The organism is Flagellimonas sp. ABD4_174 (assembly GCF_056160185.1).
The window spans coordinates 2723274-2746450 of record NZ_JBSWWP010000001.1; the positions used below are offsets into that span (position 1 = coordinate 2723274).

The 23177-nt window shown below is 42.0% G+C and carries 25 protein-coding genes and 1 tRNA gene; 17 read left to right on the forward strand and 9 right to left on the reverse strand.

What is annotated here, in order from left to right; genetic code table 11:
- The first annotated feature begins 46 nt into the window (after positions 1-46).
- The 3 genes from ACXAFK_RS12105 to ACXAFK_RS12115 are packed head-to-tail and all read left to right on the forward strand — an operon-like array spanning position 47 to position 2530.
- Positions 47-892: a transketolase gene (locus ACXAFK_RS12105; RefSeq protein ID WP_474957926.1), complete on the forward strand. Its 846-nt coding sequence runs from the start codon at positions 47-49 to the stop codon at positions 890-892.
- Positions 893-909: 17 nt separating this feature from the next.
- Positions 910-1863 (forward strand): transketolase family protein, encoded by a 954-nt coding sequence (locus ACXAFK_RS12110; protein ID WP_224837716.1) that lies wholly within the window; start codon positions 910-912, stop codon positions 1861-1863.
- A 55-nt stretch (positions 1864-1918) separates the two neighbouring features.
- Entirely contained in the window at positions 1919-2530 is a 612-nt protein-coding gene (locus ACXAFK_RS12115) for an outer membrane beta-barrel protein (RefSeq protein WP_224837717.1), read from the forward strand.
- Between the two features lie 77 nt (positions 2531-2607).
- Here the strand turns inward: ACXAFK_RS12115 and ACXAFK_RS12120 are convergent, their stop codons facing one another.
- The gene (locus ACXAFK_RS12120; protein ID WP_474957927.1) at positions 2608-3555 is read right to left on the reverse strand and encodes an FKBP-type peptidyl-prolyl cis-trans isomerase; all 948 of its coding nucleotides are present in this window, start codon (positions 3553-3555) and stop codon (positions 2608-2610) included.
- A gap of 77 nt (positions 3556-3632) precedes the next feature.
- Here ACXAFK_RS12120 and ACXAFK_RS12125 point away from each other — a divergent pair, with 77 nt between their 5' ends.
- Together ACXAFK_RS12125 and ACXAFK_RS12130 are read left to right on the forward strand one after the other, a co-directional pair.
- On the forward strand, positions 3633-4004 hold the full coding sequence (locus tag ACXAFK_RS12125; RefSeq protein WP_224837719.1) for an RNA-binding S4 domain-containing protein: 372 nt from the start codon (positions 3633-3635) through the stop codon (positions 4002-4004).
- Between the two features lie 36 nt (positions 4005-4040).
- The gene (locus ACXAFK_RS12130) at positions 4041-4538 is read left to right on the forward strand and encodes a phosphoribosyltransferase family protein (protein WP_474957928.1); all 498 of its coding nucleotides are present in this window, start codon (positions 4041-4043) and stop codon (positions 4536-4538) included.
- On the opposite strand, the gene ACXAFK_RS12135 is transcribed toward ACXAFK_RS12130, so the two are convergent.
- On the reverse strand, positions 4530-5042 hold the full coding sequence (locus ACXAFK_RS12135) for a shikimate kinase (RefSeq protein ID WP_474957929.1): 513 nt from the start codon (positions 5040-5042) through the stop codon (positions 4530-4532). The two genes, ACXAFK_RS12130 and ACXAFK_RS12135, sit on opposite strands and share 9 nt — an antisense overlap.
- Before the next feature lie 118 nt (positions 5043-5160).
- On the opposite strand from ACXAFK_RS12135, the gene ACXAFK_RS12140 reads away from it, so the two are divergent.
- The 4 genes from ACXAFK_RS12140 (at position 5161) to ACXAFK_RS12155 (ending at position 7289) form a co-directional block, all read left to right on the forward strand.
- A tRNA-Lys gene (locus ACXAFK_RS12140) sits at positions 5161-5233 on the forward strand.
- A 291-nt stretch (positions 5234-5524) separates the two neighbouring features.
- Entirely contained in the window at positions 5525-6028 is a 504-nt protein-coding gene (locus ACXAFK_RS12145) for a Crp/Fnr family transcriptional regulator (protein WP_474957930.1), read from the forward strand.
- A 53-nt stretch (positions 6029-6081) separates the two neighbouring features.
- Positions 6082-6726, forward strand: coding sequence for a hypothetical protein (locus ACXAFK_RS12150; RefSeq protein ID WP_474957931.1), 645 nt, complete (start codon positions 6082-6084; stop codon positions 6724-6726).
- Positions 6727-6752: 26 nt separating this feature from the next.
- Positions 6753-7289, forward strand: a complete 537-nt coding sequence (locus tag ACXAFK_RS12155) for an NADPH-dependent FMN reductase (protein ID WP_474957932.1) — start codon at positions 6753-6755, stop codon at positions 7287-7289.
- A 195-nt stretch (positions 7290-7484) separates the two neighbouring features.
- On the opposite strand, the gene ACXAFK_RS12160 is transcribed toward ACXAFK_RS12155, so the two are convergent.
- On the reverse strand, positions 7485-8939 hold the full coding sequence (locus tag ACXAFK_RS12160; RefSeq protein WP_474957933.1) for a purple acid phosphatase family protein: 1455 nt from the start codon (positions 8937-8939) through the stop codon (positions 7485-7487).
- 232 nt (positions 8940-9171) lie between these two features.
- Between ACXAFK_RS12160 and ACXAFK_RS12165 the strand changes: the two genes are divergently transcribed.
- Genes ACXAFK_RS12165 through ACXAFK_RS12175 form a run of 3 tightly spaced genes read left to right on the forward strand, consistent with a single transcriptional unit; the run spans position 9172 to position 12222 of the window.
- On the forward strand, positions 9172-10272 hold the full coding sequence (locus ACXAFK_RS12165) for an efflux RND transporter periplasmic adaptor subunit (RefSeq protein ID WP_474957934.1): 1101 nt from the start codon (positions 9172-9174) through the stop codon (positions 10270-10272).
- A complete protein-coding gene (locus ACXAFK_RS12170; RefSeq protein WP_474957935.1) occupies positions 10269-11531 on the forward strand; it encodes an ABC transporter permease in 1263 nt (420 codons plus the stop codon). The genes ACXAFK_RS12165 and ACXAFK_RS12170 overlap by 4 nt, the downstream gene beginning before the upstream one ends.
- Before the next feature lie 7 nt (positions 11532-11538).
- Positions 11539-12222 (forward strand): ABC transporter ATP-binding protein, encoded by a 684-nt coding sequence (locus ACXAFK_RS12175; protein ID WP_474957936.1) that lies wholly within the window; start codon positions 11539-11541, stop codon positions 12220-12222.
- A gap of 2 nt (positions 12223-12224) precedes the next feature.
- Here the strand turns inward: ACXAFK_RS12175 and ACXAFK_RS12180 are convergent, their stop codons facing one another.
- Genes ACXAFK_RS12180 through ACXAFK_RS12190 form a run of 3 tightly spaced genes read right to left on the reverse strand, consistent with a single transcriptional unit; the run spans position 12225 to position 14762 of the window.
- Positions 12225-13214, reverse strand: a complete 990-nt coding sequence (locus tag ACXAFK_RS12180) for an MlaD family protein (protein WP_474957937.1) — start codon at positions 13212-13214, stop codon at positions 12225-12227.
- A gap of 1 nt (position 13215) precedes the next feature.
- Complete coding sequence (locus tag ACXAFK_RS12185; RefSeq protein ID WP_474957938.1) at positions 13216-13998, reverse strand: ABC transporter ATP-binding protein; 783 nt, start codon at positions 13996-13998, stop codon at positions 13216-13218.
- Entirely contained in the window at positions 13998-14762 is a 765-nt protein-coding gene (locus tag ACXAFK_RS12190) for an MlaE family ABC transporter permease (RefSeq protein ID WP_474957939.1), read from the reverse strand. The genes ACXAFK_RS12185 and ACXAFK_RS12190 overlap by 1 nt, the downstream gene beginning before the upstream one ends.
- 301 nt (positions 14763-15063) lie before the next feature.
- Here ACXAFK_RS12190 and ACXAFK_RS12195 point away from each other — a divergent pair, with 301 nt between their 5' ends.
- Genes ACXAFK_RS12195 through deoD form a run of 3 tightly spaced genes read left to right on the forward strand, consistent with a single transcriptional unit; the run spans position 15064 to position 16820 of the window.
- A complete protein-coding gene (locus ACXAFK_RS12195) occupies positions 15064-15468 on the forward strand; it encodes a hypothetical protein (RefSeq protein WP_252080162.1) in 405 nt (134 codons plus the stop codon).
- 1 nt (position 15469) lies between these two features.
- Positions 15470-16108 carry a deoxyribose-phosphate aldolase gene (gene deoC, locus ACXAFK_RS12200; RefSeq protein ID WP_474957940.1) on the forward strand — a complete coding sequence of 213 codons (639 nt, stop codon included), beginning with the start codon at positions 15470-15472 and terminating at the stop codon, positions 16106-16108.
- A gap of 7 nt (positions 16109-16115) precedes the next feature.
- Positions 16116-16820, forward strand: coding sequence for a purine-nucleoside phosphorylase (deoD, locus tag ACXAFK_RS12205; RefSeq protein ID WP_252080165.1), 705 nt, complete (start codon positions 16116-16118; stop codon positions 16818-16820).
- Positions 16821-16822: 2 nt separating this feature from the next.
- Here the strand turns inward: deoD and ACXAFK_RS12210 are convergent, their stop codons facing one another.
- Genes ACXAFK_RS12210 through ACXAFK_RS12220 form a run of 3 tightly spaced genes read right to left on the reverse strand, consistent with a single transcriptional unit; the run spans position 16823 to position 20349 of the window.
- On the reverse strand, positions 16823-18094 hold the full coding sequence (locus tag ACXAFK_RS12210) for a mechanosensitive ion channel family protein (RefSeq protein ID WP_252080166.1): 1272 nt from the start codon (positions 18092-18094) through the stop codon (positions 16823-16825).
- 59 nt (positions 18095-18153) lie between these two features.
- Positions 18154-19551, reverse strand: a complete 1398-nt coding sequence (locus tag ACXAFK_RS12215; protein ID WP_474957941.1) for a hypothetical protein — start codon at positions 19549-19551, stop codon at positions 18154-18156.
- A 60-nt stretch (positions 19552-19611) separates the two neighbouring features.
- Positions 19612-20349, reverse strand: coding sequence for a beta-ketoacyl-ACP reductase (locus tag ACXAFK_RS12220; protein ID WP_474957942.1), 738 nt, complete (start codon positions 20347-20349; stop codon positions 19612-19614).
- A gap of 375 nt (positions 20350-20724) precedes the next feature.
- Here ACXAFK_RS12220 and ACXAFK_RS12225 point away from each other — a divergent pair, with 375 nt between their 5' ends.
- Both ACXAFK_RS12225 and ACXAFK_RS12230 read left to right on the forward strand, forming a co-directional pair.
- Positions 20725-22236 (forward strand): sodium:solute symporter family transporter, encoded by a 1512-nt coding sequence (locus tag ACXAFK_RS12225; RefSeq protein ID WP_474957943.1) that lies wholly within the window; start codon positions 20725-20727, stop codon positions 22234-22236.
- Positions 22237-22261: 25 nt separating this feature from the next.
- Positions 22262-23176 carry an alpha/beta fold hydrolase gene (locus ACXAFK_RS12230; protein ID WP_474957944.1) on the forward strand — a complete coding sequence of 305 codons (915 nt, stop codon included), beginning with the start codon at positions 22262-22264 and terminating at the stop codon, positions 23174-23176.
- Position 23177: the final 1 nt, after the last annotated feature.

Sequence of the window (23177 nt, forward strand, 5' to 3'; positions counted from 1 at the left end):
TTCCACAAATAATGCCAGTACATTTGATGCTTAAATTAGAGACACCATGCCGAATACGCAAGAATTACAGGACCTGGTAGTACAGGTAAGAAGGGATATTTTAAGAATGGTGCACAAGGTAAATTCCGGACACCCCGGGGGATCTTTGGGCTGTACCGAATTTCTTGTTGCCCTCTACAACGACATTATGGATTTAAATGATGGTTTTGATATGGATGGAATCGGAGAAGACCTTTTCTTCTTGTCCAATGGCCATATTTCACCGGTCTTTTATAGTGTTTTAGCTCGGAGAGGATACTTCCCTGTTGAAGAATTGAACACATTTAGATTAATCGATTCAAGATTACAGGGCCACCCCACCACGCACGAAGGATTGCCCGGGGTCCGTGTGGCGTCCGGATCTTTGGGCCAAGGCATGTCGGTAGCCATCGGTGCCGCACTTGCAAAAAAATTAAATGGTGATAATCATTTGGTATTCAGCCTTCATGGCGATGGAGAACTACAGGAAGGACAGAACTGGGAAGCGATCATGTATGCGGCCGGAAATAAGGTCGACAATTTGATCGCTACCGTTGACCGCAATGGCAAACAAATAGATGGTGAAACGGAAGACGTACTTCCGTTGGGCGATGTCGCAGAAAAATTCAGGGTATTTGGATGGGACGTTCTCGAACTGGAAAACGGCAACGACCTTGATGCCGTAATTGCCACCTTGAACCAAGCTAAGAGCAGAACTGGAAAAGGAAAGCCTGTTTGTATTGTGATGACAACCGAAATGGGCAACGGTGTAGACTTTATGATGCACACCCATGCATGGCACGGGAAAGCTCCGAACGATGAGCAATTGGCAAATGCATTGGAACAAAACCCAGAAACTTTAGGCGATTACTAATCTTAGAAACAGAAACAATGACTAAATATACAGATCAAGGAAAACAAGATACGAGAAGCGGATATGGCGCTGGTATGACGGAATTGGGGAGAACCAATCCAAATGTAGTAGCCCTCTGTGCCGACCTTGTAGGCTCCCTTAAAATAGAAACTTTTATTAAGGAAAACCCTGAGCGTTTCTTTCAAGTAGGTATTGCCGAAGCCAATATGATGGGAATTGCTGCAGGTCTGACCATCGGCGGTAAGATTCCTTTTGCATCCACGTTCGCAAATTTTGCAACAGGACGGGTCTACGATCAAATTCGACAATCCATCGCATATTCAGACAAAAATGTAAAAATATGTGCCTCTCACGCCGGACTAACCCTAGGTGAAGATGGTGCAACACACCAAATTTTGGAAGACATAGGCCTTATGAAGATGCTACCGGGAATGACGGTCATCAACCCATGCGATTTTAACCAAACAAAAGCTGCCACCATTGCCATTGCGGAGCACCATGGTCCGGTTTATCTCCGTTTTGGAAGGCCCAAAGTGGCCAACTTTACTCCAGTGGACCAAAAATTTGAAATTGGAAAAGCTCTAATGCTCAACCAAGGGTCCGATGTCACCATAATCGCAACGGGACATTTGGTTTGGGAGGCCCTAATAGCTGCCGAAGCATTGGAAAACCAAGGTATATCGGCAGAAGTGATTAATATCCATACCATAAAACCTTTAGATGAAAAGGCAATTTTGGATTCCGTTAAAAAAACCGGATGTGTGGTAACGGCCGAGGAACACAATTATTTGGGAGGGCTTGGAGAAAGTGTTTCCAGAGTTCTGGCATCGCATAATCCTGCCCCACAAGAGTTTGTGGCAACTCAAGATACTTTTGGGGAAAGTGGCACTCCAGATCAGCTTATGGAGAAATACGGATTGAACAATAAAGCCATTGAAGCAGCCGTTTTAAAAGTGTTGAAGCGAAAATAGTTTCGATACTATATTCCTTTGGAATATTTTTTCAACCTTTTAAAAAACAACACTTATGAAAAAAACTTTTTTAGTAGCAGTTTTTGCTCTAATCGGAACAACGGTAATGGCCCAAAGTGGCTCTGGTTTTGGTATCAAGGCCGGTTTATCCTACAACAAGAACGGTGATTTGATCAGTTCGGTCGGAGAAGGTGGTTCCGATATTGTGGAAGGAGCCGAAGGTAAGGCCGGTTATCATTTTGGATTTTGGGGCAAATTGGATTTTCCTAAAATCTATTTGAGACCTGAATTGGTGTATTCCAAAACCAAGAGTTCGTACGAGGTCGCAGGTGATTCCCAGGATTATGATGTCTCCAAATTGGATATGCCCGTTCTTTTGGGATATAAATTGATAGGACCACTACATATTTTTGCCGGTCCTGCTTTCCAATATACGTTGAACAACGATTTGGGCGATCTTGAAATTGAAGATGTAAAAAATGATTTTACCGTAGGTTTAAATGCCGGTGTCGGCGTTAATTTGGGAAAATTGGGACTCGATGTTAGATATGAAAGAGGCTTCTCCGAAAACGAAGCTGAATTTATTGATGCAAATGTTGCCAATGTCGAAGGAAGGGTAGACTCCAGGCCTTCCCAAGTTATCTTTGCACTATCGCTCAAATTATAGGAATTGTTTTGACCATATAAAAAAGCCCTGTTGGTATCAACAGGGCTTTTTTATATTCTATTTACATCTACTTCCGATCAATTGATATCGGGATCTAAATAATCCGGTGTACCATCACCATTCGAATCGGGATAGGGCAGTATAATATTGCCGTTCTCATCAGAAATTTCCTTTCTGGTCGAAACTCCGTCGCCATCATCGTCCGGGTCACGGAAGTTGGCAACCGGACTAAAACTTTCTTCATCGGCATTGGTATTATCATCCAGTAAATAACCATTTCCGTTCACATCTTCCAAAATAGACGGAATGCCATCATTATCGCTGTCGGTATCTTCCACGTAAAGGCCTAGTTCTATTTTAAAAAGCACCGGCGCATAGGTTCCAGCAGTTCCTACTGTACCATTGAACGCGGCCAAACCAGATGGCATAACAATAATGCCCAAACCACTATTGTTGATTTGATAGGTACCATCGGGATTATCCACCACTTGGTCGGTAGTCCCTGCTTTCATGTTGGAAATGCCATTAGCGTAGCCCCTGTATGTCGAAGGCAACTCCTGCCACGTAAAATCTTGATTTTCATCGAACAGCTCACCATCCAAGGCAGAACCTTGATATCTCACCAATGTTGAATCTGCATAGGTGGGGCTCCCCCCCTCGCCTTCACGAACCTCAATATAGTAATAGGTGTGCTCTACATCCGTTTCTTCTTCGCTCAAACCAAATTGGTTGGACGACACCTTTATGGTCAACGGAACCGCATCTTCCATTAATGGTCTCTTGCCCGCATTCTCACCAGCAATGGTATCGATAACAATTTTATAATCGAAACCTGAAGGAGGGGTATCAAAATCCTCGTAGTTGTAAAAGTGGGTGTTCAAAAACTCTTTGATGGTTTCGTGATCTTCGGTCGCTACTTCGGCCAATAACCTCGGTGGCACCTCAACTACACCGTCATCGTCATCATTGTTACAGGATACGAGAGCGATCGCAAAACATAAGAAAATTGTAATTCCGTACCTCATCAAGTCAATTATTTAGGCGCGCAAGATACAATTTTCCGTTATTTTTGCTTTGTCCATTAACAAAGATTTGCGAAGACATGCGGATAGACAAGTTCCTTTGGTGCGTTAGATACTTTAAAACCCGGAGCATTGCATCCAATGCGGTAAAAAAAGGTCATGTAAAGGTAAACGGAAATGCTGTGAAGCCTTCCCGAGAGGTTTATCCCATGGATAAAATATTGCTCCGAAAAAACCAGATAGATTACCAACTTACCGTTTTGGACCTTCCGGATAGCCGCGTTGGTGCAAAACTGGTGGATATTTACCGAAAGGACACCACTCCCAAAGATGCTTTTGAACACAGCGAACTACTTCAATATGCAAAAAAACATTACCGTAAAAAGGGATTGGGAAGACCTACAAAAAAGGACCGTCGCGATTTGGACGACTTTATGGACGAACCGGAATAAACCGTTTTTATATCTTTGAACCAAGCATAATTTACCATGATAAACCGCATTCTTACCCACGACCAAATTCAGCATATTGCCAAACGAATCGCCTATCAGATCTATGAGACCAATGTGAACGAAAAGGAAATTGTTATCGCGGGCATAAATGGAAGTGGTTTAAGTTTTGCGAAAAAAATAATCGCCGTACTCAAAAAGATTACAGATTCGGAAATTGTGTTGTGCAAAGTGGATATGAACAAAAAAAATCCGTTGGAAAGTGGTGTGAACACTTCACTTCCCGAAGCGGATTATCTTAACAAATCCATTGTATTGGTGGACGATGTACTTAATTCCGGAACAACGTTGATATATGGAACCCATCATTTTCTTAAAACGCCCATAAAACAGCTTAAAACAGCTGTATTGGTGAACAGAAATCATAAAAAATACCCTATTAAGGCCGATTTTAAGGGCATTTCCCTATCTACCTCTTTGAACGAGCACATTAAGGTGGATTTTGAACCCAAAAACAACGCGGTATATTTAGAGTAGCGAGAGTATTTTGTTTACCGTAGTATCCGGGTCGTCCCCATTGCAGTCCAAAATATGTTTGGCCTTGGCGTAATAGGGTCGGCGCTCGAACAAATGTTTTCCCACAAACTCCGGAAGTTCGGCATCTTCTATATTATTGACCAGCGGACGCTTGTCCTTGCCCTTTACAATTCTTTCCACTAAATTGGAAATGCCCAGGTTTAGGTAGATGGAATGATCGGATTTATTTAGGATCGTTTCCATATTATTTCCATAGCAAGGTGTTCCTCCTCCGGTAGAAAGTATGATGGATTCATCTTTATCCAATACTTCGGAGAGTAGTTGATGTTCCAGTTTTCTAAAAAATATCTCGCCATGTTCAGAAAAAATATTTTTTATCGATTTTTTTTGATGTGCCTCAATATACTCGTCCAAGTCGATAAACTTAACATCTAAATGCCTGGCCAACAATCTTCCAACGGTCGACTTTCCACTTGCCATATATCCTAGTAAAACCAATTTCATGTTTAAGAATTTTATCTGATTTTAAAAAAACACAAATTTATCATTAATTCACCTTGGAAAATAGATTATTGATGTTATATTTGCACCCGCTTAGCCAAACAGCTGGGCACTTATTGAAGACCTGATAGCTCAGTTGGTAGAGCATCTCCCTTTTAAGGAGAGGGTCCTGGGTTCGAGCCCCAGTCAGGTCACTTTATAAAAGTCTGCTGATGATCAGCAGACTTTTTTATTTAGAATGGTTTTCAACTGAAATTTGGATTTTCTGTACCAAAACTTTCAATAGATTAAACAATCAGACAACCGACCACAAACCATTCATTGGAAAAAAAGAGGACAACTTCGCTACATCCTCGATCAAATCCTTATTTTTAAACAACGTACACAAAACTATCTTCACCTTGGAGCACCCACATCAACTAATTATTGATAACGTATGTAGATTCATTGATTTGACCGAGCTCGAAAAACAGAAATATACTTCTTTGCTTACAAAAATAAGGGTCAGAAAAAAAGCCTTTTTATTGCAAGCAGGGGAAGTTGCCCGGTACGAATATTTTATAACCAAAGGTTGCCTAAAGGTCTATACTTTGGATAAAGAAGGTACTCCACATATTTCAATGTTCGCCGTTGAGGATCATTGGACGGGCGACATGGCCAGTTTTATGACCAAGGCCCCATCTCATTATTTTATAAAAGCTACCGAGGATTCTGAGTTATTGGGCATTTCAAGGACCAATTACGACCTTCTGTTTAAAGAGATACCAAAATTCGAACGCTTCTACCGAATACTCTATCAAAAATCACTCATAAGCTATATAAAACGTTCCAACCAGGGTATATCCTTGACCGCAGAGGAGCGTTATATCGAATTTAAACGAAAATATCCTAATATTGTACATCGAATTACCCAAAAGGACCTCGCGGGCTACATTGGCATTACTCCAGAGTTTATGAGCAAGATCATCTCCAAGGTCAACCGGATGTAAAAGTCTTAAACTAGTTTATTTTTTTTCGTGCGATCCTCTCGGAATTTTGAAGCATGAAAAAAATAGTCACACTTACTTCGTTGATATTCATTGTATTTGCAGGAGTCTTGAATGCACAATTTACCCAAGTAGAACTGTTTTCAGGTTTGGACAAGACAGACTTCACGATCTATTCAAGTTATCCCATCAATAACAAAAATACGCTCAGTATCGCTACCCTTGCTTTCTTTCAAAAATTCAGAAAAAACGAGAACTCAGTTTTTGATGAAGTAGGCGTGCAGCCCACGTTATTTTGGAACATCAATAAGCATATAGGAGTTGGCCCTTCAATTTATTACAACAGTTTTGCCGGTTATGCGGAACGCCTTTCCGCAAGGCTCATTCTAAAAAATTCACAGACACTGTTTGTACTTATTCCAACGGTTGCCCACTCCGAACAAAAAAGGGTTGGTTATGCCGAGGTGTTTGCGCAGTTTCAGTTCAACTCACCTATAAACGACAAAGCTTCCCTTTGGTTAAACGGACAATTTTTAACTATCTGGGACAAATTTAAAACGCACTCAAGAAGTTTTCAGCAGTTACGCGCAGGAGTATCGTTTACAGGGCACCAAATTGGTATTGGTGTTGACTATGACCAATATGGTCCCGACCCCATTGAAAAAACATCTTTCGGCCTGTATTACCGAAAAACTTTATAAATCCTATTAATCCAAAAACAAAAATCATGAAAAAAATCATCACAATTGCGGGAAGCAACAGTCAAAACTCCATTAACAAAACCCTGTTGACCTACACGGTCAGCTTACTTGAAAATGTAGAAATTATCCCAATCGACCTCAACAATTATGTTTTGCCCATTTATGGGGTTGATTTTGAAACTGAGAACGGTATACCTCCTGCGGTCAAGAAACTGAACAGAATATTTGATACTGCGGATGGCTTTCTGATATCACTCGCCGAACATAATGGCTCATATGCAGCAGTGTTTAAAAATACCATAGACTGGCTATCCAGGTCAAATATGAAGGTATGGAGAGAAAAACCCATGCTCTTGATGGCCACCTCACCTGGCGCTCGAGGTGGAGCGACCGTATTAGAATCCGCAAGGGGCTACTTTCCGTTTATGGGTGCAAAGGTTACGGATACTTTTTCGTTGCCTTCTTTTTATGATAATTTTATTAACGGTACGTTGAACTGTATAAGTTCCAAGAAAGAGATCCAGTCCAAGGTCACCAAATTCGAAACCACAGTCAATTCTTAAGCATATTTCCTTTTTATCGGACACTGCCCAGCATTTATACCTTCTGGACGAACACCGTTCATTGGTTTTTGTTTTAAGATCGACCCATAAAAAAAGCTGGTCGCTTTGCACAACCAAAACGACCAGCCTTTAATTCAGAATACCTACCCCTAGCATATTAAATTTCGTGGAGAAGAAGTATTCCCTAATGTTTATTTACTCAACAAAATCCTTTTTTAGTCGAATAGGCGTATCTGGAATGCGATTGATCAATTGTTTCTTCTCTCCCTTTTTGATCAAATCGAAGGCATCGTACAAAGTTCCGATCGGTGTGTAGGCCTCATAGCTCAACTTATCCCCTTTTATGGTTATGATCTGGAACAATTGGGTAAATTCCCCTCTTCTTTCTATCCAGTCCTTATTGGTGGATTCGTACATTTTGGGGCCACTAACGGATACTGCGTAGATTGTTCCTGCGTCGGACATGGTGGTTACCCCAGAGTTTTCGTTACTGATCTGTCCTCTTGCATAAGTATGATCGTGCCCCTGCAAAACAAGGTCTACCTTATATTTATCTATCAATGGTTTAAGGTTTTCTATCAAGGCGGCATTATCTTCTCTTCTCTGGGCAGGGGTGTACAGGGGAAAGTGCATGGTCAGAGCTGTCCATTTCTTGGTGTTGCTGGCCAAAACAGAATCCAGCCATTGAACTTGTGGCTCCCTGGATTCTTCATTCCTATCAAAAAGTACTGCGTCTATGGAAACTATTTTCAAATCTTGATAATCCAAAACATATGTGGTCTCAGAAACCGATTCCAAACCTTTAGGACCATTTTTGGGCAGATTAAATTGGGGCTTCCATAAAGTTGTGAGCTCTTCGCCCCTATATTCATGGTTGCCCGGAGTCATCATGCTTGGTACAGTGGCATGGATAAAACTTCCGGCATGGAACCACTCGCCCCACTCCAAATTGGAATCTTGACTATTGATCAAGTCCCCTGCATGTAACATAAAATCCACAGACGGGAATTTCTTATACGAATTTCGGATTACACGACTCCACATGGATTTAACATCGTTCTGTGCATCACCAAAATATATGAAACTAAATTCCTCCCCTTCTTTATCGGAAGCTGTTGTATACTGGAACCATTCACTCCAAAGTTTATCACCATCTGTTCCGAACATATCGGTTCCCACCCGGTATACATAAGTGGTATTGGGCTGTAAACCCGTTATACTGGCCGAGTGAAAATTGGCCTTCACCAAAGGTTCATTGTGCCTTTCATGCTTATTTTCAAATTTTTGGGTAGATGCATATATACGTTGAACATCTCCCAATTTAAATTCGGGGCCATCGGTAGCCACCGCAACCTCTAGATAAGCGGTATCTATCTGTTGATTGGTACGCCAGTTCACCGCTAGTGTTGTGGCGGCATTCTCTGGCAAATTGGCAATTATCCTATCCGGGACTTTGCTCGGAAATATCAGTTTATGGGAAAGCACCGTATCCAACTCCACGTAGTGTGTGTGGTGGTGGCCATCATTTCCATGTCCTTGGTTATGATGATCGTTTGATTTGGTATTGGTCTGTTTGCACGAAATCGCAAAAATGGACAACATGACCATCAACGAAAATCTACGTGCCGAAAATCTTTGTTTGGATACCATAACTTCTAGTTTAATTTATAAAATTGAATATTACGCACTTCTTTAAATTTATCGATATTATTCTACTTTATCTGTTTGTTAAATAATCATCACAATTATTTATCATAGCTGCGTTGTTTCAATTTAGACCAAATGGAACCAAAATAACCTTTTAGTTTAGACCAAAAAGAAATTAAAACACTGACCTAACTCATATTTCAGATCAACTTTTTATCGGTAATTTGATACTGGTATGATGCTAGAAGCAATGAAAAAATTCCTGTTCCTTTATATCCTTTTTTTCGCACTTTGTTCATGTAGGGACGATACCGAGAAAACCTACCCGGCCAAAATGCCGTTAACGGAATCTGTCTATGCTTCGGCAACGGTGCAACCGGACAGTTTGTACCAAGCCTATTCCATAGTAATGGGCATATTGGACAAAACATGGGTCGAAGAGGGAGATACTGTAAACAGAGGAGATCCCATTCTTCAAATTACAAACACCTCACCGGAGTTGAACGTGGAAAATGCAAAATTGGCACTGCAGCTCGCCAAAGAAAACTATAACGGACGGGCCGCGGTGCTCGCCAGTATCCAAGATGAGATACAAGCTGCGAAACTTAAGTTGACCAGCGATTCCATCAATTATTTCCGTCAAAAAAATCTTTGGGACCAAAATATAGGCTCAGAGGTTGAATACGACAATCGAAAATTGGCCTATGAGTTGTCACAAAACAACTTGAACCTGCTCAACAGAAAATACAAACAAACCAAAAATGAGCTGGAAACCCAGTTAAAGCAAGCAGAAAACAATTACAAGACTTCATTGACCACTTCCAAAGACTTCACCATAACCAGTAAAATACATGGAACCGTCTATGCGATCTACAAAAACCCCGGGGAAATCGTCAATACCCAAGAACCCGTAGCGGCCATAGGCAAAACCAATGAATTTATAATAGAATTATTGGTGGATGAAGTGGATATTGTAAAGATAAAAAGGGGGCAACAGGTGTTCCTGACCCTCGACTCCTACAATTCCGAGGTATTCGAGGCCACTTTGGACAAGATTTACCCAAGAAAAGACGAACGATCACAGACCTTCAAGGTCGAGGCACTGTTCAAAGATCCCCCAAGCACGCTATATCCGGGGCTTTCCGGTGAAGGCAATATCGTTATTTCCCAAAAGCAAGAAGCCCTGACCATTCCTAAAGATTTCCTCATCGGAACATCAAAAGTAATTACGGACGAGGGTGAGATTGACGTTTCGGTCGGTCTTCAAAACTTGGACAGGGTGGAGATCTTGGAGGGTTTGGATGAAAACACAGCGATCTATAAACCTGGGCAATGACCAATTGGAACGTCATATTGGGCATCGCCAAAACACATCTTATCACCAAGATGAAATCCACCATTACCGCAACACTCGGGGTTACTTTTGGGATTGGCGCCTATATTACCATGGTAAGTTTTATGACAGGGCTCAATACCATGTTGGATGATCTGGTATTGAACCAAACGCCCCATATCCATTTGTACAACGAAATCCAACCTTCGGAAACCCAGCCTATTTCGCGTTACCGGGACTTTAAAAATGCCATGAATTTTGTACACTCCATCAAACCAAAACAAAACCAAGAAAAAATCCACAATGCCCTGCCTATTCTAAATTACTTGAAAAAACATCCCAATGTAAAGGGTGCCACCCCTCAGCTGAGGGCCCAGATTTTTTACCTTTCCGGCTCCATAGAACTGGGGGGCAACCTCGTAGGTGTGGATATCATGGAAGAGGTCCGTCTTTCCAATATTCAAGATAATATTGTCCAAGGGTCGGCAAGGGATCTAAAAAACAACAATAACGGAATTTTATTAGGGTCAGGTTTGGCAAAAAAAATGTCCCTATCCGTTGGGGACAGGGTTCAGGTAAGCACCGTGGCTGGGGATATTTTCCCTTTGAAGATAGTGGGGATCTATCAAAGTGGTATCGCGGAAATAGACAATGCGCAGAGTTTTGCCAATTTGAACACCGTTCAGCGCATCCTTGGGGAATCCGAAAATTACGTCACCGACATCAATATCAAGTTATTGGATATCGGGGAATCTGAAACCATGGCACGTAGCCTTGAGAGACAGTTCAACATAAAGGCGGTTGACATCAATGAGGCCAATGCCCAGTTCGAGACTGGTACAAGCGTGAGAAACTTGATTACCTATGCGGTTTCCATTACACTGCTCATCGTTGCCGGTTTTGGCATTTACAACATATTGAACATGCTCATTTATGAAAAAATGAAGGATATCGCCATTTTAAAGGCGACCGGGTTTTCGGGAAAGGATGTGCAGTACATTTTTATGGCCCAGGCCATGATCATAGGATTGGCGGGCGGACTACTAGGATTGCTGATAGGATTGGGGCTTTCATATCTTATCGATAGCACGCCTTTTGAAACCGATGCCCTTCCCACAATCGATACCTACCCGGTAAACTACGACCTAAGCTATTATTTCATCGGAATCTGTTTTGCGCTGATATCCACATTCATAGCCGGATACCTGCCATCGAACAAAGCAAAAAAGATAGATCCCGTTAAAATCATAAGGGGAACCTGACATTGTTATGAACTTCGTTTTACAAGCCAAAAATATCAACAAGCATTTCCATAAACCCAAGGATTTCCATGTGCTAAAGGATATTTCCTTTGGGGTAAAACCCGGGGAGTTTGCTTCCATTATGGGCAAATCCGGTTCGGGAAAATCCACCTTGCTATATATCCTCTCCACCATGGATACCGATTATACGGGTGAACTATACCTCAATAATCAACTAGTGACAGGCAAATCACAAAAAGAACTATCACGGATAAGAAATAAAAACATTGGGTTTGTTTTTCAATTTCATTACCTCTTGTCCGAATTCAGTGTATTGGAAAATGTGATGCTGCCTGCCAAAAAACTTGCCGAAAAGCCCCTTAAGGAAATAGAGCGCAAAGCCAATCAAAAACTGGAAATGCTGCATATCGGGCATTTGGCACATCAAAAAGCCTCACGAATTTCGGGTGGGGAAAAGCAACGGGTCGCCATTGCAAGGGCATTGATCAATGACCCTGCCATTTTGATGGGTGACGAGCCCACGGGGAACTTGGACAGCCATAATTCGGAAAACGTATTCAATATCTTTAAAAATTTAAAGGAAGAACAGGGTTTGTCACTTTTGGTGGTTACCCACGATGTGGATTTTGCCAAACGGACGGACCGAATCATCGAGATGGAAGATGGTATGATCATTGGCAATCAAGAATAAATTCATTGTTCTTTTTCCACCTGCTTTTTTTGTTCACGTTCCAATATTCTGAAATACCCACGGGTCAAAAAATTGTGTTTTAGGGCTTCCATGTTCTCATTGAACTTTTGGGTACCTTCCTCAATACTTTTCATTGCATTCATCAATTTTTTCGCCAAGATCGTATCGGTCGCAATCTTGTTGAAGACACCTTCCCCATTTTTAACTTCACCGACAACGGTGTTCAAATCAGCAGTCATTTTATTGATGGTGGTACTGGACATCTCCAAGTTTTGAATGACCTGCCTAATTTTGGTTGCGTACAGACTATCGGCGAGCAATACCCCTGCAACACCTTCCCCGGAACTCACCGCTTCCATCGTTTTTTGAAGTTCGTTCAAGGTCATATTTACCTGTTGGCTGCCCAACTTCAAATTCACGATGGTCTGCCTCAAATCCTTGGCCATAAGCGAATCGGTAAGCAAACGCCCCAAAGTTCCCTCGCCTTGAATCAAGGATTGGGTGATCTTCAATAAGTCAGAGGTCAATAGTGCTGCATTTTCATTGGTGACGTTCAGCGTATTGAGCATATCTTGGGACGCGACCCTTTGGTAGGACCGCAAGGTGGCACCATCTTCTATCAAAGGGGCCTGTCCCCTACTTGGTACAATATTGACCAACATACTGCCCACCAGTCCATCGGAACCGATCGTGGCCACGGCATTGTCCCGGATATGCACCTTCATTTTTTTATCAATGGCCATGTGCACGATTATGGTACTATCGTTCTTCATTTCAACATCATCCACAGTTCCAATGTCTATGCCCGAAAAGCGCACATTGTTGCCAACCTGCAATCCGTTCACATTGCTGAACACGGCATTGATCGTGAATTTTTTTACGAACAGACCCTGTCCGTTTCCGACAAGGTAGGCCGCAATGATCAATAAAAGGGTACCGAGCACGACAAATATGCCCAGTTTTAAATGCTGCATTGGAGTTTTTGATGCCATATTATTTTTTAAAAAAAGCGTTTATTTTGGGGTCTGCAGATCTCACCAAATCCGCATAGGTGCCTTCTGCATAATTGATGCCATCCACCAATAAGATCATCCTTTCGGAAATTACCCGGGCACAATCAACATCGTGGGTGATGATAAGTGCGGACGTCCCGTATTTTTTTTGAATGTTCCGCATCAATCCTATAATTTCCTTGGCGGTAATGGGGTCCAAACCGCTGGTGGGTTCGTCATATAGGATCAATTTGGGTTTCAATATGATGGCCCGTGCCAGTGCAATGCGCCTTTTCATCCCACCGGACAGTTCTTCCGGCATCAGGTCCATGGTATGGCCCAAACCAACGTTTTCCAAAGCTTCCTTGACCAAGGGGAGGGTATCGGTCATCCTTTCAAACTTTTTTCTATGTCGTCGCATCGGAAACTCCAGGTTTTCCCTTACTGTCATGGAATCGTACAGGGCGCTTCCCTGAAAAAGAAACCCGATATCCGAGCGGAGCTCGTCCAAATCCGTTTGATTCAACCCGGTTATGTTTTTTCCCAAAACCTCGACCGTTCCGCTATCAGGGGCGATCAGTCCGACAAGGCATTTGATCATGACCGATTTTCCGGATCCCGACTTCCCCATGACCACCATATGTTCCCCCTTGTGCAAAACCATGTCAAAACCGTTCAAAACGTGGTTGTCCCCAAAGCTCTTGTACAGGCCCTCGATCCGCACCACAACCTCTTTTGCGGTATGGTCACCGAGCACGGGCCCTATTTTTTCTTTAACATCCATTATAGTTCATAAAATATATCCGATACGAACACGGCTATAAAATCCACAACAAACAAAAGCATGGACGCCATTACAACGGCAGTATTCGCCGCAATGCCCACACCTGCAGTTCCCCTACCGGTCTTATAGCCCTTATAACATCCTGTCAACCCGATTACAAAGCCAAAGAAAAAGGACTTTATGGTGGCCGGGATCAAATCGCCATAGGACAGTGCATTGAAAACCGAATTAAAGTACAATCTAAAAGACACGTTCCCCTTCATAAATTCAACCAAAGAGGAACCGAAAAGGGCTATCAAATCCCCAAATATCACCAATAGAGGAAGCATCAACGTAGCGGCCAGGATTCGGGTAACCACCAAATACTTGAACGGATTGGTACCGGATACCTCCATGGCATCTATCTGTTCGGTCACGCGCATGGAACCCAGTTCGGCCCCAAAACCAGAGGCGATCTTTCCTGAACAGATCAAGGCCGTGATCACTGGACCTATTTCCCTGACAATGGAAATGCCCACCATATTCGGCATCCAAGAGACCGCACCAAACTCGATCAAGGTCGGGCGTGTTTGCAGCGTTAACACCAATCCAATAATGAATCCAGTGGTAGCGACCAATATAAGTGACCTATTCCCGACCTGGTAGCTTTGTTTCAACAATTCCTTAAACTCGAAAGGGGGCGTTACCGCTTGTTTAAAAAAGCGCACGGCAAAATAGGACAAATCCCCAATCTCCATAAAAAAGTCCTTGGCTTTATTTATCATTTAAAAAGAGGCCCTTAACATGACCGATATTTAATCTCCTTAAAAATAAGCTGGTTCCCAATACTTTAAAATGACCAAGATCAGCAAGAATGAAAGGATGTAATCTCACCCATTTATTCAATTGATCATAAAAACGATTTAAAAGATTGAACAAAAAGTTCCAATAATAAAAATATCTAGACTAGTAAAATGTTGAATGGAACAAGCCCCTAAATCATTTCAACGTCCTACATTTATTGAGCAATGTCATAAAAAATAAGTAGTATTGGTTCTACATTTATGAAAACTAAAAAATGAAGGTATGTTGAATTCTGAGAAAATAGGAAACGAATTTTACCAAAACCTTGGAAAATTATTTTACGCCGTGGCCATGGCAGACAACAATGTTAGGCCCAAAGAAGTCGAACGCTTGCGAAAATATGTTAGGCAGTTCTGGTTGGATGTGGACGATGTTGAGGACGAATTCCATACCGATGCGGCCTATCAGATCGAGATTGTGTTCGATTGGCTGGAAGGTGAAGAAAAGGAGGGAGATGAATATTTTAACGAGTTTAAGGATTTTTATAAAGATCACCCCGAAAAGTTTTCCGAAAGTCTTAAAAAACTGATTGTGGAAACTGCCGATTCCATTGCAAATTCGTTTGCAGGAAAAAACAGGTCGGAAATGCTGACGATTTTTAAACTTAAGCAACTCTTTAACCATTAATATGGAATTAGCTGATTTTATAGACCATACCAATTTAAAACCCACGGCCACCGTTTCGGATATCCAAAAATTATGTGATGAGGCCATAAAACATCATTTTTATGCCGTTTGTGTAAATGGCTGTAATGTTGCGGTTGCCAAGAAAGCAATAAAGGAATCACCAGTAAAACTTGCTGCGGTAATCGGATTTCCACTTGGCGCCATGTCCACCAAAGCCAAAATATTTGAAGCAATGGACTGTATAGACCATGGTGCGAACGAAATTGATATGGTGATCAATATTGGTTGGTTAAAATCGGGCATGTTCCATGCAGTTCGTGAAGAAATCAAGGCCATAAAAGAAGCCATAGGGGAAACCGTATTGAAAGTGATTATAGAAACTTGCTACCTTACCAATGCCGAAAAGGAGGAAGCGTGCTCTTTAGCCAAGGATGCCAGAGCCGATTTTGTAAAGACTTCCACTGGTTTTGGAACGGGAGGAGCTACCTATGATGATGTTGTACTGATGAAGAGGATAGTCGGTGACGAACTAAAAATAAAAGCATCTGGCGGAGTAAAAGATCAAGCAACCGCAAAAAAATATATTGAGCTAGGGGTTTCCAGAATTGGTACATCCTCTGGGCCCGATTTAATAAAATAAGTATTCCATGAGCACTCACATAGAAGCCAAACCTGGTGAAATTGCCGAAACCGTTTTAATGCCCGGTGATCCTTTACGGGCCAAATGGATTGCGGAAACCTTTCTGGAAAATCCCATTTGCTATAACAAGATTCGGGGCATGTTGGGTTACACCGGAACTTATAAAGGAAATCGGGTTTCGGTACAAGGCAGTGGAATGGGAATGCCCTCGGCCATGATCTATTTTCACGAACTCATAAATGATTATGGCGTAAAAAATATAATCCGTGTAGGTTCGGCAGGATCGTATCAAAAAGATGTAAAACTAAACGACGTGGTCCTCGCGATGGCCGCATCCACCACTTCTGGCATGAACAACTCTAGGTTTATAAATTCGGATTATTCGCCCACAGCCGATTTTGACCTTTTTATAAAGGCCGTGAACTACGCCAGGGAAAACAATATCAACATAAAAGCAGGAAATGTGCTATCGTCGGACGAGTTCTACGGCGATGATCCTGAGGAATACAAGTTATGGGCCCAATATGGTGTACTTTGCGTGGAAATGGAAACGGCAGGTTTGTACACCATCGCCGCCAAATACAATATTAAGGCGCTAACAGTCCTTACCATTTCCGACTCCTTGGTAACAGGTGAACGTCTTCCGGCCAAGGATCGCGAAACCACATTCGGGGACATGGTCCAAATTGCCCTTGCAGCCGCAATAACGTAAAGCTAGGCATTCAAAGTGTCATCGCTAAAATCGACCACATTTTTGGAAACGGGATATTCAAAAAGTTCCAAAGAAAAATAGGGCAACGCCGCCAATAAATGGTCAAAAATATCGGCCAGCACGTATTCATAGTTTTCCCATCTTTTATCAGAGCTAAATGCATAGATTTCCAGAGGGATTCCTTGCGGGGTCGGTTGCAATTGTCTTACCATCAATGTCATTTTCTTGTTGATGGCGGAATGATTTTCCAAATAATTGGAAACATATTTTCTGAAAAGACCAAAATTGGTCATGTTCCTGCCGTTCACCAAAAGATCTTTATTGATCTGATTGGCTTCGTTATAAGAATTGATCTGATCGTTCCTTGAGGTGATATATGCCTCGACCAAGTGTATTTTCTTCAGTGATTCTATTTCCGCGGGTGTTAAAAAACGGATACTTTTCTGTCGGATCAACAAAGATCTTTTTATTCTTCTTCCGCCCGAGACCTGCATGCCCCGCCAATTTTTAAATGAATCGGAGATCAATGCATATGTTGGAATGGTGGTAATGGTCATATCAAAATTCTGGACCTTTACCGTGGCCAAGCTTATCTCGATTACATCACCATCGGCACCATATTTTTCGAATGTGATCCAATCCCCAATGCGGACCATATCGTTTATGGTAACCTGAATACTGGCCACAAGACCAAGAATGGAATCTTTAAATATGAGTAGAATTACCGCAGAGGCCGCCCCCAACGCTGTAAAAAACTTCCACACCGTTGTTTCCGTAACTATGGCAAAAATGGTAAGTATTCCGATTATCCAGGCAAAGATCATAAATACCTGTACGTAGCTATCAATAGGCTTGTCCTTAAATCTGGGCCGTGTTTTTAGATAACCGTTCACACTTTTGAAAAACTTTCTGAAAATCAAAAGAATTAGCAGAACAAAGAAAATCTTTGTGGTTTTCAGGGCTATACCCTGTGCATAAGGAAAATCCACGAATGCAACAGGAATAAACTCTAGAAATATTACAAAGGGAACTATGTGCGCTACATACCTGGGAACTCGGTGTGTCACCAGAAAATTATCGAAATTGTTCTTCGACTTACGGGCTACCCGAACGGATATGGCGCGAAGTGTCTTCCAAATAAGCAGATCCAATATTAACACTACGACCAGAACACCCAACAGAAGCAATATCAAATTGAGATAAGTGGCCAAACCTTCTGCCATGCCAGTTTTTAGAAGATAGTTGTACAATAAGCGACCATATTCCTTGTCCATAGTTTCCAATTGAAAGCAATATGGTGCAAAACTACGGGATCTAATTCAGCTTTTAAAGGTCAATAGATGGGTCTTTTTATGGAAAACTCCAATAAACCGATCACTCTTTCCGAAGGATCTATTTGATAGGTGTTCTTTAACCGATCGATATCCTTGCGAATACCACTCAAGAACTTTGCCTCCGTGATATTTCCCTCCTTGTGATGGGCGAGCGCCAGATACCATTTGAAATAGCTAAAGGCAACATAATTCTTCACAAATTGCGATTCCCGATCAATAAGGCCATATTTCCTGATGGTCTTTTGTATTTTTTTGAACTCCCCCAAATGAACCAAGGTCTCCATATAGGTCCGGAAGAATTTGTTCCAATTGTGCTCCAAAATGTCCTTTTCGTACATGTCCAAACGATTTTCAGCATACCTTTTCGCATTTTGGTACTGCCCATTGTCATTGTAACTTTTCATCAAGGATGAAATAAACAGGGTCCGATTGTATTTATTGGACATCTGCCTGGCAAACGGACGGGCTTCTATCAAAAGGTTGAGCGCCTCTTTTGCCCTTCCCAATTTGGAAAGGTTGAAGGAGTAATTATTGAGGTACATAATATAGTCGTTGCTCTGCTCGGTTATCGACAGTTTGCCGTAATACAGGGCTAGATCATAATGGTTCATCTTCATTAATATGAGCTGTTTGTTGCCGTAATAATTGAGGAGCAGTTTCTTGGAATAGTAGGATCCATCTTCCAATTTGGGTTCCAATTCTTCATAATGGCCCAGCACCTCTTCCAGGGTATCTTCCTTTAGCAGGGCCACGTAACTCATTAGAATAAGGGTCTGGTACCTATTGTAACCGTCCAGTCCTTGATCCGACCATAAACGGGTAAGCCAAGACACCCACTTGAGGGAATTTTGGGAGATCTTAAGGTTATGGTAATCCGTAACTATATCCACCGTAGCCTGGGTCATTCTGTTGCTGACCTCTTTGCACCTGGCGTAATCATCGTGGTAATCGTGTACAAAGGTGTGTATGAGTTCGTAGTCGTTGAGGCGCACCCTTACCAAAAGGAACATAAGGTAATTCTTGACCACCTCATAAAACCTGATAAAATGAAAGTGGTGGGGACGGTAGTGCTTGATCAATTGGAGCAGCTCTTTCTCCTCTTCCGAGGAAATCGTGTCCGTTTTGATACGAATATCAAAATAATTGAGACGCTCATAATACCGATCGGTGCAGAACCCGTCCAGTTTGGATTCCATCCAGTTCATCAAATGGGAATACTTTCGCTTATCAATTTTAGAATTGTATTCCTTGGGTGGTTCACCACTGCACACATTGTGGTATATGGTATTGAAAATATCCTCCCGTCCTTGATCCTGGAATTGTTTTACGCGATTGAGCAATATTACCTCATGGGGCAATAGGGAGTCCGTATAAGCTTTAAATTTTTTAAGCTTCATGTGTTATTCTGTTTAAAAAACCATTGCACTTGGAATACGCCCCCAACGATAAAGCCATGGTCACATCACCAATCCGCCGTCCACGCTTAGTACCGTACCATTGATAAAGTTGGCTTCGTTCGAGGCCAAAAACAAATATGCGTTTGCAATGTCCTCCGGGGTCCCCATTCTTCCCAGTGGTGTTTTTTCTTCAAGATTTTGAATCACTTTTTCGGGTATGGTTCCGACCATTTCGGTTGCAATGAACCCAGGGGCCACCGCATTTACACAAATTCCTTTTCTACCAAGTTCACGGGCCCAAACCTTGGTCATTCCAATAACCCCGGATTTGGTTGCCACATAGTTCGTTTGTCCAAAATTTCCATATAGCCCCACAATGGATGCAGCACTTATAATTTTACCGCTTCCTTGTGCCAACATATGCTCAGAAATAGCCTGGGTACAATTAAAAACACCCGTTAGATTAACATCGATCACGGATTTCCATTGTTCAGCCGTCATTTTTTTCAGTGTAGCATCCCTGGTGATACCGGCATTATTGATAAGTACATCAATATGGCCATGTTTTTGCATCACTTCGGATACAGCAGCATTCACCGAATCCCTGTCAACTGTGTTCACCTCTTGAAAATACAATGGTTTGTCTTTATAATGACCGAGTAGATCGTTTCCGGCCTTAGAATCAATGTCCCAGTAAACCACTGTTGCACCTTCTTCCAAAAATTTTTTAACCGTAGCTTTTCCAATTCCTTTTGCACCACCCGTTATAATGGCCACCTTATTTTTTAATCGCTCCATTTGATTTGAATTTTGGATAAAGCTAGTGCTAAATGGTTGCCCACAATATAATAATTTAATCTTTTTATATATTGACTTTTTACACTATTAATCTATATATAACTGTATTTCATTTATTTATAATTTATATAATAATATTGACTTTAATATAAAAATATATTTAAATACCTCATTAATCATTTAAAAATGTTCATATACCCTTAAAAATATCATTATTATCCCATTTTAATCAAAAAAGTCCACACCATTATTTTAATAAATAATAGATTCTTTCTCAAGAAAAAAAATAATATTTAAATGCGGATTTCGCATTATTGAATCATCATTTTTATTGATTGCTCATATTATAACAACCATATTTAGCATATCTAAATTATGACCAACAACTATCAAATAACTACTCTTATTGTTCTTCTTGGATTTATGTCCATTTTGTTTTATTTGGTTTACAAGTCAAGGGTATCTTCAGATAGTTTAGAGGTCTATGCCGTAGGGAACAAGTCGTTTTCATCGTTATCGGTCGCATTGTCCCTGGCAGCCTCCATTACGAGTGCGGCCACATTTATCATAAATCCAGGTTTTATAGCCCTTTATGGCCTTAGTGCCTTTATAGCTTTTGGTGTTGTAATGCCCTTTGCCATTTATGCCGCGTTGATCATATTCATTAAGCGATTCCGAAAATACGGCATGAATGTCAAGTCCATATCCATTGCAGATTGGGTGGGCAAACGTTATAACTCCCAGTTTTTAAAAATCCTTTTTGGGCTTTTGAGCATGCTATTGGTCACATTTATCGTGCTGATCTGCGTAGGGATGACCAAAGTGGTTTCCAAAGCTTTGGATGTCGACGAACTCACCATCTTGATCATCATTGTTGCCGTGGTATTCACCTATATGATGATCGGGGGCGCCAACACCATGGTCTATACCAACTCGGTACAGGCCGGCCTAATGATCGTGGTTGCGGTCCTACTTTTGGGTTCCGGGGCGTTCTTACTGTTCAAAACAGGGGATGAAAGCTTCATAAACCGATTGAACGAAATAGACCCAGCGCTCACACGGACATTCAACGAAAAAAGCCCCTTGTTCAGGGATTTCTTCGAGGTGGTCATCTGTAATGCCATAGTTGGGATAGCCATTGTCTGCCAACCCCATATCCTGACCAAGTCCCTGTTGATCAAAAAAGACGCACAGGTAAACAAGTTCCTGCTCTATACCGTTTTGATATTGATCCTGTTTTTTTCGGTAGTATTTGTCGGGATATACGCCAGATTGAGCTTTCCCGACCTCGTGTTCAACGGAACCGCCCTTAATATGGACGGTATTGTTTCCGCATACGTACTCCATCGGTTCCCGGTCTATGTCGGCATTGTGGTCATCCTTGGCCTTTTGGCGGCAGGACTTTCCACACTGGAAGGACTCATCCAATCGATCCCCACCACAATAACCAACGATTTTATCATGCCGTTGACCAAGATGGCGAACCTGGATGCCGCCCCAATGAAAATAAACAAGATATTGACGGTCATTGTGGGCATTGTTGCCATCCTATTGTCCTACGATCAATTGGTGAACCCAAGCCTAAGTGTGGGCATCTTCGCCCAGAACGGGGTGTATGCCTTTTTCTCGGCTGCATTTGTGCCCGTTTTCTTTGGCATCTTCACCAAAACACAAAACAAATGGATCCCAATTGTAGCTTCGCTCGTGGCCATCACCACACACTTTAGTGTGTACTATCTGGAACTGACCCCCTATATGGAGGGAATGGCGGTCAAAAACCCTGCAATTGCATCCGCAATTGCTTTGATACTATCGACCCTTACAGGACTTGTGATATACGCCATCAAACCCATGAACCAAAAAACACTAGAGTATGCCAGCGCTTAAAACAATCACAAAACAATTCCGGCAAATGGTTCCGGCCATCATTGCCGTTTTATTCACTCAATCGGGTATGGGACAGGAAATAACATCCAAGAAAGTAAAATTGCAGGAACAGGATATGGAAGTGCATTACCTACATGCGGGCCATGGAACAACAAAATGGGTCATGGTCCATGGATTGGGCAGTTATTCCAAAGCCTATACCAAAATCCTATCCAACTTGCCGGAGGATGTTGATGCCTATGCATTGGACCTTCCCGGATATGGCAAAACACCCATGGGCGACCAGCCTATTTCCATGGAAAACTACGCAACCATTGTCAACGGGTTCGTGGAAGCACTCGGATTGGACAAGGTTGTTTTGATGGGACATTCCATGGGTGGGCAAATCGCAATTACGACGGCCCTAAAAAAACCAAAATGGTTAAAAACCCTGATCCTGTTGTCCCCTGCCGGCATAGAACGGTTTTCCACGGAAGACCGCAAGTGGTTTGACACGGTCGCCACCGAATCCCTGTACCTCAACTTGACGGATCAACAAATTCGTCAAAACTTCAATATCAACTTTTATGGTGAACAGCTTCCCCAAGAGGCAGCGTTCATGTACCGAGATCGCCTCAAAATAAAAGGTGACCCTGAAGCCTATGAACAATATTGCAAAACCATAGTGGCGTGCATCAATGCAATGCTTTCAAGTCCGGTGTATGACCACCTTGGGGCCATTGAAGTACCGACCTTGGTGCTATTTGGAAGGAACGACCTATTGATCCCAAATAGGATCTTGCATCCTGACCTGACCATAGAACAACTTATGGAAAAGCTCAACAAGGATTATCCGAACATCCGCAATACGATCATCGACAAAGCGGGACATTTTATCATTTGGGACCAAGCACAGCATGTCATTGAGCTAACGAACGAATTCAAAGAAGCACACAAATAAT